13 protein-coding genes and 1 pseudogene are annotated in these 11,851 nt (G+C 43.7%); 5 read left to right on the top strand and 9 right to left on the bottom strand.

Annotated features, from left to right (window positions below; translation table 11 throughout):
- The first annotated feature begins 31 nt into the window (after positions 1–31).
- The 5 genes and pseudogenes from lom to J1D76_RS26105 all read left to right on the top strand — a co-directional run bounded on the left by lom (position 32) and on the right by J1D76_RS26105 (position 3,624).
- On the top strand, positions 32–652 hold the full coding sequence (gene lom / locus J1D76_RS26125) for an outer membrane beta-barrel protein Lom (protein ID WP_001246632.1): 621 nt from the start codon (positions 32–34) through the stop codon (positions 650–652).
- A 64-nt stretch (positions 653–716) separates the two neighbouring features.
- Positions 717–1,922: a prophage tail fiber N-terminal domain-containing protein gene (locus J1D76_RS26120; protein ID WP_015979255.1), complete on the top strand. Its 1,206-nt coding sequence runs from the start codon at positions 717–719 to the stop codon at positions 1,920–1,922.
- A 377-nt stretch (positions 1,923–2,299) separates the two neighbouring features.
- Positions 2,300–2,720, top strand: a pseudogene (locus J1D76_RS26115) (phage tail protein); the annotation flags it as partial.
- Positions 2,708–3,040: a hypothetical protein gene (locus tag J1D76_RS26110; protein ID WP_240330204.1), complete on the top strand. Its 333-nt coding sequence runs from the start codon at positions 2,708–2,710 to the stop codon at positions 3,038–3,040. The pseudogene J1D76_RS26115 and the gene J1D76_RS26110, both read left to right, overlap by 13 nt.
- Positions 3,040–3,624, top strand: coding sequence for a tail fiber assembly protein (locus tag J1D76_RS26105; protein ID WP_015979258.1), 585 nt, complete (start codon positions 3,040–3,042; stop codon positions 3,622–3,624). The genes J1D76_RS26110 and J1D76_RS26105 overlap by 1 nt, the downstream gene beginning before the upstream one ends.
- 128 nt (positions 3,625–3,752) lie before the next feature.
- Here the strand turns inward: J1D76_RS26105 and J1D76_RS26100 are convergent, their stop codons facing one another.
- From J1D76_RS26100 to J1D76_RS26060, 9 genes are all read right to left on the bottom strand, one after another.
- The gene (locus tag J1D76_RS26100; protein ID WP_000162952.1) at positions 3,753–4,985 is read right to left on the bottom strand and encodes a hypothetical protein; all 1,233 of its coding nucleotides are present in this window, start codon (positions 4,983–4,985) and stop codon (positions 3,753–3,755) included.
- Between the two features lie 590 nt (positions 4,986–5,575).
- Positions 5,576–6,466 carry an HNH endonuclease gene (locus tag J1D76_RS26095; RefSeq protein WP_000735931.1) on the bottom strand — a complete coding sequence of 297 codons (891 nt, stop codon included), beginning with the start codon at positions 6,464–6,466 and terminating at the stop codon, positions 5,576–5,578.
- Positions 6,463–8,040 carry an AAA family ATPase gene (locus tag J1D76_RS26090; RefSeq protein ID WP_015979259.1) on the bottom strand — a complete coding sequence of 526 codons (1,578 nt, stop codon included), beginning with the start codon at positions 8,038–8,040 and terminating at the stop codon, positions 6,463–6,465. Before J1D76_RS26090 ends, J1D76_RS26095 begins: the two co-directional genes overlap by 4 nt.
- Before the next feature lie 838 nt (positions 8,041–8,878).
- Positions 8,879–9,949: a tyrosine-type recombinase/integrase gene (locus J1D76_RS26085; RefSeq protein ID WP_000533640.1), complete on the bottom strand. Its 1,071-nt coding sequence runs from the start codon at positions 9,947–9,949 to the stop codon at positions 8,879–8,881.
- Positions 9,927–10,145 carry an excisionase gene (locus tag J1D76_RS26080; protein WP_002414258.1) on the bottom strand — a complete coding sequence of 73 codons (219 nt, stop codon included), beginning with the start codon at positions 10,143–10,145 and terminating at the stop codon, positions 9,927–9,929. Before J1D76_RS26080 ends, J1D76_RS26085 begins: the two co-directional genes overlap by 23 nt.
- A 39-nt stretch (positions 10,146–10,184) precedes the next feature.
- Complete coding sequence (locus J1D76_RS26075; protein ID WP_000545733.1) at positions 10,185–10,352, bottom strand: hypothetical protein; 168 nt, start codon at positions 10,350–10,352, stop codon at positions 10,185–10,187.
- An 88-nt stretch (positions 10,353–10,440) separates the two neighbouring features.
- Entirely contained in the window at positions 10,441–10,722 is a 282-nt protein-coding gene (locus tag J1D76_RS26070; protein ID WP_000026224.1) for a hypothetical protein, read from the bottom strand.
- 191 nt (positions 10,723–10,913) lie between these two features.
- The gene (locus J1D76_RS26065; RefSeq protein ID WP_001289873.1) at positions 10,914–11,462 is read right to left on the bottom strand and encodes an ead/Ea22-like family protein; all 549 of its coding nucleotides are present in this window, start codon (positions 11,460–11,462) and stop codon (positions 10,914–10,916) included.
- Positions 11,459–11,680, bottom strand: coding sequence for a TraR/DksA family transcriptional regulator (locus tag J1D76_RS26060; RefSeq protein ID WP_000763367.1), 222 nt, complete (start codon positions 11,678–11,680; stop codon positions 11,459–11,461). Before J1D76_RS26060 ends, J1D76_RS26065 begins: the two co-directional genes overlap by 4 nt.
- Positions 11,681–11,851: the final 171 nt, after the last annotated feature.

Below are 11,851 nucleotides of genomic sequence, written 5' to 3'. Positions count from 1 at the left end.
CGTTTTATTATAAAACAGTGAGAGGTGAACGATGCGTAATGTGTGTATTGCCGTTGCTGTCTTTGCCGCACTTGCGGTGACAGTCACTCCGGCCCGTGCGGAAGGTGGACATGGTACGTTTACGGTGGGCTATTTTCAAGTGAAACCGGGTACATTGCCGTCGTTGTCGGGCGGGGATACCGGTGTGAGTCATCTGAAAGGGATTAACGTGAAGTACCGTTATGAGCTGACGGACAGTGTGGGGGTGATGGCTTCCCTGGGGTTCGCCGCGTCGAAAAAGAGCAGCACAGTGATGACCGGGGAGGATACGTTTCACTATGAGAGCCTGCGTGGACGTTATGTGAGCGTGATGGCCGGACCGGTTTTACAAATCAGTAAGCAGGTCAGTGCGTACGCCATGGCCGGAGTGGCTCACAGTCGGTGGTCCGGCAGTACAATGGATTACCGTAAGACGGAAATCACTCCCGGGTATATGAAAGAGACGACCACTGCCAGGGACGAAAGTGCAATGCGGCATACCTCAGTGGCGTGGAGTGCAGGTATACAGATTAATCCGGCAGCGTCCGTCGTTGTTGATATTGCTTATGAAGGCTCCGGCAGTGGCGACTGGCGTACTGACGGATTCATCGTTGGGGTCGGTTATAAATTCTGATTAGCCAGGTAACACAGTGTTATGACAGCCCGCCGGAACCGGTGGGCTTTTTTGTGGGGTGAATATGGCAGTAAAGATTTCAGGAGTCCTGAAAGACGGCACAGGAAAACCGGTACAGAACTGCACCATTCAGCTGAAAGCCAGACGTAACAGCACCACGGTGGTGGTGAACACGGTGGGCTCAGAGAATCCGGATGAAGCCGGGCGTTACAGCATGGATGTGGAGTACGGTCAGTACAGTGTCATCCTGCAGGTTGACGGTTTTCCACCATCGCACGCCGGGACCATCACCGTGTATGAAGATTCACAACCGGGGACGCTGAATGATTTTCTCTGTGCCATGACGGAGGATGATGCCCGGCCGGAGGTGCTGCGTCGTCTTGAACTGATGGTGGAAGAGGTGGCGCGTAACGCGTCCGTGGTGGCACAGAGTACGGCAGACGCGAAGAAATCAGCCGGCGATGCCAGTGCATCAGCTGCTCAGGTCGCGGCCCTTGTGACTGATGCAACTGACTCAGCACGCGCCGCCAGCACGTCCGCCGGACAGGCTGCATCGTCAGCTCAGGAAGCGTCCTCCGGCGCAGAAGCGGCATCAGCAAAGGCCACTGAAGCGGAAAAAAGTGCCGCAGCCGCAGAGTCCTCAAAAAACGCGGCGGCCACCAGTGCCGGTGCGGCGAAAACGTCAGAAACGAATGCTGCAGCGTCACAACAATCAGCCGCCACGTCTGCCTCCACCGCGGCCACGAAAGCGTCAGAGGCCGCCACTTCAGCACGAGATGCGGTGGCCTCAAAAGAGGCAGCAAAATCATCAGAAACGAACGCATCATCAAGTGCCGGTCGTGCAGCTTCCTCGGCAACGGCGGCAGAAAATTCTGCCAGGGCGGCAAAAACGTCCGAGACGAATGCCAGGTCATCTGAAACAGCAGCGGAACGGAGCGCCTCTGCCGCGGCAGACGCAAAAACAGCGGCGGCGGGGAGTGCGTCAACGGCATCCACGAAGGCGACAGAGGCTGCGGGAAGTGCGGTATCAGCATCGCAGAGCAAAAGTGCGGCAGAAGCGGCGGCAATACGTGCAAAAAATTCGGCAAAACGTGCAGAAGATATAGCTTCAGCTGTCGCGCTTGAGGATGCGGACACAACGAGAAAGGGGATAGTGCAGCTCAGCAGTGCAACCAACAGCACGTCTGAAACGCTTGCTGCAACGCCAAAGGCGGTTAAGGTGGTAATGGATGAAACGAACAGAAAAGCCCACTGGACAGTCCGGCACTGACCGGAACGCCAACAGCACCAACCGCGCTCAGGGGAACAAACAATACCCAGATTGCGAACACCGCTTTTGTACTGGCCGCGATTGCAGATGTTATCGACGCGTCACCTGACGCACTGAATACGCTGAATGAACTGGCCGCAGCGCTCGGGAATGATCCAGATTTTGCTACCACCATGACTAACGCGCTTGCGGGTAAACAACCGAAGAATGCGACACTGACGGCGCTGGCAGGGCTTTCCACGGCGAAAAATAAATTACCGTATTTTGCGGAAAATGATGCCGCCAGCCTGACTGAACTGACTCAGGTTGGCAGGGATATTCTGGCAAAAAATTCCGTTGCAGATGTTCTTGAATACCTTGGGGCCGGTGAGAATTCGGCCTTTCCGGCAGGTGCGCCGATCCCGTGGCCATCAGATATCGTTCCGTCTGGCTACGTCCTGATGCAGGGGCAGGCGTTTGACAAATCAGCCTACCCAAAACTTGCTGTCGCGTATCCATCGGGTGTGCTTCCTGATATGCGAGGCTGGACAATCAAGGGGAAACCCGCCAGCGGTCGTGCTGTATTGTCTCAGGAACAGGATGGAATTAAGTCGCACACCCACAGTGCCAGTGCATCCGGTACGGATTTGGGGACGAAAACCACATCGTCGTTTGATTACGGGACGAAAACAACAGGCAGTTTCGATTACGGCACCAAATCGACGAATAACACGGGGGCTCATGCTCACAGTCTGAGCGGTTCAACAGGGGCCGCGGGTGCTCATGCCCACACAAGTGGTTTAAGGATGAACAGTTCTGGCTGGAGTCAGTATGGAACAGCAACCATTACAGGAAGTTTATCCACAGTTAAAGGAACCAGCACACAGGGTATTGCTTATTTATCGAAAACGGACAGTCAGGGCAGCCACAGTCACTCATTGTCCGGTACAGCCGTGAGTGCCGGTGCACATGCGCATACAGTTGGTATTGGTGCGCACCAGCATCCGGTTGTTATCGGTGCTCATGCCCATTCTTTCAGTATTGGTTCACACGGACACACCATCACCGTTAACGCTGCGGGTAACGCGGAAAACACCGTCAAAAACATTGCATTTAACTATATTGTGAGGCTTGCATAATGGCATTCAGAATGAGTGAACAACCACGGACCATAAAAATTTATAATCTGCTGGCCGGAACTAATGAATTTATTGGTGAAGGTGACGCATATATTCCGCCTCATACCGGTCTGCCTGCAAACAGTACCGATATTGCACCGCCAGATATTCCGGCTGGCTTTGTGGCTGTTTTCAACAGTGATGAGGCATCGTGGCATCTCGTTGAAGACCATCGGGGTAAAACCGTCTATGACGTGGCTTCCGGCGACGCGTTATTTATTTCTGAACTCGGTCCGTTACCGGAAAATTTTACCTGGTTATCGCCGGGAGGGGAATATCAGAAGTGGAACGGCACAGCCTGGGTGAAGGATACGGAAGCAGAAAAACTGTTCCGGATCCGGGAGGCGGAAGAAACAAAAAAAAGCCTGATGCAGGTAGCCAGTGAGCATATTGCGCCGCTTCAGGATGCTGCAGATCTGGAAATTGCAACGAAGGAAGAAACCTCGTTGCTGGAAGCCTGGAAGAAGTATCGGGTGTTGCTGAACCGTGTTGATACATCAACTGCACCTGATATTGAGTGGCCTGCTGTCCCTGTTATGGAGTAATCGTTTTGTGATATGCCGCAGAAACGTTGTATGAAATAACGTTCTGCGGTTAGTTAGTATATTGTAAAGCTGAGTATTGGTTTATTTGGCGATTATTATCTTCAGGAGAATAATGGAAGTTCTATGACTCAATTGTTCATAGTGTTTACATCACCGCCAATTGCTTTTAAGACTGAACGCATGAAATATGGTTTTTCGTCATGTTTTGAGTCTGCTGTTGATATTTCTAAAGTCGGTTTTTTTTCTTCGTTTTCTCTAACTATTTTCCATGAAATACATTTTTGATTATTATTTGAATCAATTCCAATTACCTGAAGTCTTTCATCTATAATTGGCATTGTATGTATTGGTTTATTGGAGTAGATGCTTGCTTTTCTGAGCCATAGCTCTGATATCCAAATGAAGCCATAGGCATTTGTTATTTTGGCTCTGTCAGCTGCATAACGCCAAAAAATATATTTATCTGCTTGATCTTCAAATGTTGTATTGATTAAATCAATTGGATGGAATTGTTTATCATAAAAAATTAATGTTTGAATGTGATAACCGTCCTTTAAAAAAGTCGTTTCTGCAAGCTTGGCTGTATAGTCAACTAACTCTTCTGTCGAAGTGATATTTTTAGGCTTATCTACCAGTTTTAGACGCTCTTTAATATCTTCAGGAATTATTTTATTGTCATATTGTATCATGCTAAATGACAATTTGCTTATGGAGTAATCTTTTAATTTTAAATAAGTTATTCTCCTGGCTTCATCAAATAAAGAGTCGAATGATGTTGGCGAAATCACATCGTCACCCATTGGATTGTTTATTTGTATGCCAAGAGAGTTACAGCAGTTATACATTCTGCCATAGATTATAGCTAAGGCATGTAATAATTCGTAATCTTTTAGCGTATTAGCGACCCATCGTCTTTCTGATTTAATAATAGATGATTCAGTTAAATATGAAGGTAATTTCTTTTGTGCAAGTCTGACTAACTTTTTTATACCAATGTTTAACATACTTTCATTTGTAATAAACTCAATGTCATTTTCTTCAATGTAAGATGAAATAAGAGTAGCCTTTGCCTCGCTATACATTTCTAAATCGCCTTGTTTTTCTATCGTATTGCGAGAATTTTTAGCCCAAGCCATTAATGGATCATTTTTCCATTTTTCAATAACATTATTGTTATACCAAATGTCATATCCTATAATCTGGTTTTTGTTTTTTTGAATAATAAATGTTACTGTTCTTGCGGTTTGGAGGAATTGATTCAAATTCAAGCGAAATAATTCAGGGTCAAAATATGTATCAATGCAGCATTTGAGCAAGTGCGATAAATCTTTAAGTCTTCTTTCCCATGGTTTTTTAGTCATAAAACTCTCCATTTTGATAGGTTGCATGCTAGATGCTGATATATTTTAGAGGTGATAAAATTAACTGCTTAACTGTCAATGTAATACAAGTTGTTTGATCTTTGCAATGATTCTTATCAGAAACCATATAGTAAATTAGTTACACAGGAAATTTTTAATATTATTATTATCATTCATTATGTATTAAAATTAGAGTTGTGGCTTGGCTCTGCTAACACGTTGCTCATAGGAGATATGGTAGAGCCGCAGACACGTCGTATGCAGGAACGTGCTGCGGCTGGCTGGTGAACTTCCGATAGTGCGGGTGTTGAATGATTTCCAGTTGCTACCGATTTTACATATTTTTTGCATGAGAGAATTTGTACCACCTCCCACCGACCATCTATGACTGTACGCCACTGTCCCTAGGACTGCTATGTGCCGGAGCGGACATTACAAACGTCCTTCTCGGTGCATGCCACTGTTGCCAATGACCTGCCTAGGAATTGGTTAGCAAGTTACTACCGGATTTTGTAAAAACAGCCCTCCTCATATAAAAAGTATTCGTTCACTTCCGATAAGCGTCGTAATTTTCTATCTTTCATCATATTCTAGATCCCTCTGAAAAAATCTTCCGAGTTTGCTAGGCACTGATACATAACTCTTTTCCAATAATTGGGGAAGTCATTCAAATCTATAATAGGTTTCAGATTTGCTTCAATAAATTCTGACTGTAGCTGCTGAAACGTTGCGGTTGAACTATATTTCCTTATAACTTTTACGAAAGAGTTTCTTTGAGTAATCACTTCACTCAAGTGCTTCCCTGCCTCCAAACGATACCTGTTAGCAATATTTAATAGCTTGAAATGATGAAGAGCTCTGTGTTTGTCTTCCTGCCTCCAGTTCGCCGGGCATTCAACATAAAAACTGATAGCACCCGGAGTTCCGGAAACGAAATTTGCATATACCCATTGCTCACGAAAAAAAATGTCCTTGTCGATATAGGGATGAATCGCTTGGTGTACCTCATCTACTGCGAAAACTTGACCTTTCTCTCCCATATTGCAGTCGCGGCACGATGGAACTAAATTAATAGGCATCACCGAAAATTCAGGATAATGTGCAATAGGAAGAAAATGATCTATATTTTTTGTCTGTCCTATATCACCACAAAATGGACATTTTTCACCTGATGAAACAAGCATGTCATCGTAATATGTTCTAGCGGGTTTGTTTTTATCTCGGAGATTATTTTCATAAAGCTTTTCTAATTTAACCTTTGTCAGGTTACCAACTACTAAGGTTGTAGGCTCAAGAGGGTGTGTCCTGTCGTAGGTAAATAACTGACCTGTCGAGCTTAATATTCTATATTGTTGTTCTTTCTGCAAAAAAGTGGGGAAGTGAGTAATGAAATTATTTCTAACATTTATCTGCATCATACCTTCCGAGCATTTATTAAGCATTTCGCTATAAGTTCTCGCTGGAAGAGGTAGTTTTTTCATTGTACTTTACCTTCATCTCTGTTCATTATCATCGCTTTTAAAACGGTTCGACCTTCTAATCCTATCTGACCATTATAATTTTTTAGAATGGTTTCATAAGAAAGCTCTGAATCAACGGACTGCGATAATAAGTGGTGGTATCCAGAATTTGTCACTTCAAGTAAAAACACCTCACGAGTTAAAACACCTAAGTTCTCACCGAATGTCTCAATATCCGGACGGATAATATTTATTGCTTCTCTTGACCGTAGGACTTTCCACATGCAGGATTTTGGAACCTCTTGCAGTACTACTGGGGAATGAGTTGCAATTATTGCTACACCATTGCGTGCATCGAGTAAGTCGCTTAATGTTCGTAAAAAAGCAGAGAGCAAAGGTGGATGCAGATGAACCTCTGGTTCATCGAATAAAACTAATGACTTTTCGCCAACGACATCTACTAATCTTGTGATAGTAAATAAAACAATTGCATGTCCAGAGCTCATTCGAAGCAGATATTTCTGGATATTGTCATAAAACAATTTAGTGAATTTATCATCGTCCACTTGAATCTGTGGTTCATTACGTCTTAACTCTTCATATTTAGAAATGAGGCTGATGAGTTCCATATTTGAAAAGTTTTCATCACTACTTAGTTTTTTGATAGCTTCAAGCCAGAGTTGTCTTTTTCTATCTACTCTCATACAACCAATAAATGCTGAAATGAATTCTAAGCGGAGATCGCCTAGTGATTTTAAACTATTGCTGGCAGCATTCTTGAGTCCAATATAAAAGTATTGTGTACCTTTTGCTGGGTCAGGTTGTTCTTTAGGAGGAGTAAAAGGATCAAATGCACTAAACGAAACTGAAACAAGCGATCGAAAATATCCCTTTGGGATTCTTGACTCGATAAGTCTATTATTTTCAGAGAAAAAATATTCATTGTTTTCTGGGTTGGTGATTGCACCAATCATTCCATTCAAAATTGTTGTTTTACCACACCCATTCCGCCCGATAAAAGCATGAATGTTCGTGCTGGGCATAGAATTAACCGTCACCTCAAAAGGTATAGTTAAATCACTGAATCCGGGAGCACTTTTTCTATTAAATGAAAAGTGGAAATCTGACAATTCTGGCAAACCATTTAACACACGTGCGAACTGTCCATGAATTTCTGAAAGAGTTACCCCTCTAAGTAATGAGGTGTTAAGGACGCTTTCATTTTCAATGTCGGCTAATCGATTTGGCCATACTACTAAATCCTGAATAGCTTTAAGAAGGTTATGTTTAAAACCATCGCTTAATTTGCTGAGATTAACATAGTAGTCAATGCTTTCACCTAAGGAAAAAAACATTTCAGGGAGTTGACTGAATTTTTTATCTATTAATGAATAAGTGCTTACTTCTTCTTTTTGACCTACAAAACCAATTTTAACATTTCCGATATCGCATTTTTCACCATGCTCATCAAAGACAGTAAGATAAAACATTGTAACAAAGGAATAGTCATTCCAACCATCTGCTCGTAGGAATGCCTTATTTTTTTCTACTGCAGGAATATACCCGCCTCTTTCAATAACACTAAACTCCAACATATAGTAACCCTTAATTTTATTAAAATAACCGCAATTTATTTGGCGGCAACACAGGATCTCTCTTTTAAGTTACTCTCTATTACATACGTTTTCCATCTAAAAATTAGTAGTATTGAACTTAACGGGGCATCGTATTGTAGTTTTCCATATTTAGCTTTCTGCTTCCTTTTGGATAACCCACTGTTATTCATGTTGCATGGTGCACTGTTTATACCAACGATATAGTCTATTAATGCATATATAGTATCGCCGAACGATTAGCTCTTCAGGCTTCTGAAGAAGCGTTTCAAGTACTAATAAGCCGATAGATAGCCACGGACTTCGTAGCCATTTTTCATAAGTGTTAACTTCCGCTCCTCGCTCATAACAGACATTCACTACAGTTATGGCGGAAAGGTATGCATGCTGGGTGTGGGGAAGTCGTGAAAGAAAAGAAGTCAGCTGCGTCGTTTGACATCACTGCTATCTTCTTACTGGTTATGCAGGTCGTAGTGGGTGGCACACAAAGCTTTGCACTGGATTGCGAGGCTTTGTGCTTCTCTGGAGTGCGACAGGTTTGATGACAAAAAATTAGCGCAAGAAGACAAAAATCACCTTGCGCTAATGCTCTGTTACAGGTCACTAATACCATCTAAGTAGTTGATTCATAGTGACTGCATATGTTGTGTTTTACAGTATTATGTAGTCTGTTTTTTATGCAAAATCTAATTTAATATATTGATATTTATATCATTTTACGTTTCTCGTTCAGCTTTTTTATACTAAGTTGGCATTATAAAAAAGCATTGCTTATCAATTTGTTGCAACGAACAGGTCACTATCAGTCAAAATAAAATCATTATTTGATTTCAATTTTGTCCCACTCCCTGCCTCTGTCATCACGATACTGTGATGCCATGGTGTCCGACTTATGCCCGAGAAGATGTTGAGCAAACTTATCGCTTATCTGCTTCTCATAGAGTCTTGCAGACAAACTGCGCAACTCGTGAAAGGTAGGCGGATCCCCTTCGAAGGAAAGACCTGATGCTTTTCGTGCGCGCATAAAATACCTTGATACTGTGCCGGATGAAAGCGGTTCGCGACGAGTAGATGCAATTATGGTTTCTCCGCCAAGAATCTCTTTGCATTTATCAAGTGTTTCCTTCATTGATATTCCGAGAGCATCAATATGCAATGCTGTTGGGATGGCAATTTTTACGCCTGTTTTGCTTTGCTCGACATAAAGATATCCATCTACGATATCAGACCACTTCATTTCGCATAAATCACCAACTCGTTGCCCGGTAACAACAGCCAGTTCCATTGCAAGTCTGAGCCAACATGGTGATGATTCTGCTGCTTGATAAATTTTCAGGTATTCGTCAGCCGTAAGTCTTGATCTCCTTACCTCTGATTTTGCTGCGCGAGTGGCAGCGACATGGTTTGTTGTTATATGGCCTTCAGCTATTGCCTCTCGGAATGCATCGCTCAGTGTTGATCTGATTAACTTGGCTGACGCCGCCTTGCCCTCGTCTATGTATCCATTGAGCATTGCCGCAATTTCTTTTGTGGTGATGTCTTCAAGTGGAGCATCAGGCAGACCCCTCCTTATTGCTTTAATTTTGCTCATGTAATTTATGAGTGTCTTCTGCTTGATTCCTCTGCTGGCCAGGATTTTTTCGTAGCGATCAAGCCATGAATGTAACGTAACGGAATTATCACTGTTGATTCTCGCTGTCAGAGGCTTGTGTTTGTGTCCTGAAAATAACTCAATGTTGGCCTGTATAGCTTCAGTGATTGCGATTCGCCTGTCTCTGCCTAATCCAAACTCTTTACCCGTCCTTGGGTCCCTGTAGCAGTAATATCCATTGTTTCTTATATAAAGGTTAGGGGGTAAATCCCGGCGCTCATGACTTCGCCTTCTTCCCATTTCTGATCCTCTTCAAAAGGCCACCTGTTACTGGTCGATTTAAGTCAACCTTTACCGCTGATTCGTGGAACAGATACTCTCTTCCATCCTTAACCGGAGGTGGGAATATCCTGCATTCCCGAACCCATCGACGAACTGTTTCAAGGCTTCTTGGACGTCGCTGGCGTGCGTTCCACTCCTGAAGTGTCAAGTACATCGCAAAGTCTCCGCAATTACACGCAAGAAAAAACCGCCATCAGGCGGCTTGGTGTTCTTTCAGTTCTTCAATTCGAATATTGGTTACGTCTGCATGTGCTATCTGCGCCCATATCATCCAGTGGTCGTAGCAGTCGTTGATGTTCTCCGCTTCGATAACTCTGTTGAATGGCTCTCCATTCCATTCTCCTGTGACTCGGAAGTGCATTTATCATCTCCATAAAACAAAACCCGCCGTAGCGAGTTCAGATAAAATAAATCCCCGCGAGTGCGAGGATTGTTATGTAATATTGGGTTTAATCATCTATATGTTTTGTACAGAGAGGGCAAGTATCGTTTCCACCGTACTCGTGATAATAATTTTGCACGGTATCAGTCATTTCTCGCACATTGCAGAATGGGGATTTGTCTTCATTAGACTTATAAACCTTCATGGAATATTTGTATGCCGACTCTATATCTATACCTTCATCTACATAAACACCTTCGTGATGTCTGCATGGAGACAAGACACCGGATCTGCACAACATTGATAACGCCCAATCTTTTTGCTCAGACTCTAACTCATTGATACTCATTTATAAACTCCTTGCAATGTATGTCGTTTCAGCTAAACGGTATCAGCAATGTTTATGTAAAGAAACAGTAAGATAATACTCAACCCGATGTTTGAGTACGGTCATCATCTGACACTACAGACTCTGGCATCGCTGTGAAGACGACGCGAAATTCAGCATTTTCACAAGCGTTATCTTTTACAAAACCGATCTCACTCTCCTTTGATGCGAATGCCAGCGTCAGACATCATATGCAGATACTCACCTGCATCCTGAACCCATTGACCTCCAACCCCGTAATAGCGATGCGTAATGATGTCGATAGTTACTAACGGGTCTTGTTCGATTAACTGCCGCAGAAACTCTTCCAGGTCACCAGTGCAGTGCTTGATAACAGGAGTCTTCCCAGGATGGCGAACAACAAGAAACTGGTTTCCGTCTTCACGGACTTCGTTGCTTTCCAGTTTAGCAATACGCTTACTCCCATCCGAGATAACACCTTCGTAATACTCACGCTGCTCGTTGAGTTTTGATTTTGCTGTTTCAAGCTCAACACGCAGTTTCCCTACTGTTAGCGCAATATCCTCGTTCTCCTGGTCGCGGCGTTTGATGTATTGCTGGTTTCTTTCCCGTTCATCCAGCAGTTCCAGCACAATCGATGGTGTTACCAATTCATGGAAAAGGTCTGCGTCAAATCCCCAGTCGTCATGCATTGCCTGCTCTGCCGCTTCACGCAGTGCCTGAGAGTTAATTTCGCTCACTTCGAACCTCTCTGTTTACTGATAAGTTCCAGATCCTCCTGGCAACTTGCACAAGTCCGACAACCCTGAACGACCAGGCGTCTTCGTTCATCTATCGGATCGCCACACTCACAACAATGAGTGGCAGATATAGCCTGGTGGTTCAGGCGGCGCATTTTTATTGCTGTGTTGCGCTGTAATTCTTCTATTTCTGATGCTGAATCAATGATGTCTGCCATCTTTCATTAATCCCTGAACTGTTGGTTAATACGCTTGAGGGTGAATGCGAATAATAAAAAAGGAGCCTGTAGCTCCCTGATGATTTTGCTTTTCATGTTCATCGTTCCTTAAAGACGCCGTTTAACATGCCGATTGCCAGGCTTAAATGAGTCGGTGTGAATCCCATCAGC

Origin of the sequence: Pseudomonas sp. NFX15 (assembly GCF_049132105.1) — a bacterium.
GTDB lineage: Bacteria > Pseudomonadota > Gammaproteobacteria > Pseudomonadales > Pseudomonadaceae > Aquipseudomonas.
Note: the sequence above shows the minus strand (reverse complement) of the source record. Positions and strands in the feature narration are given on the sequence as shown.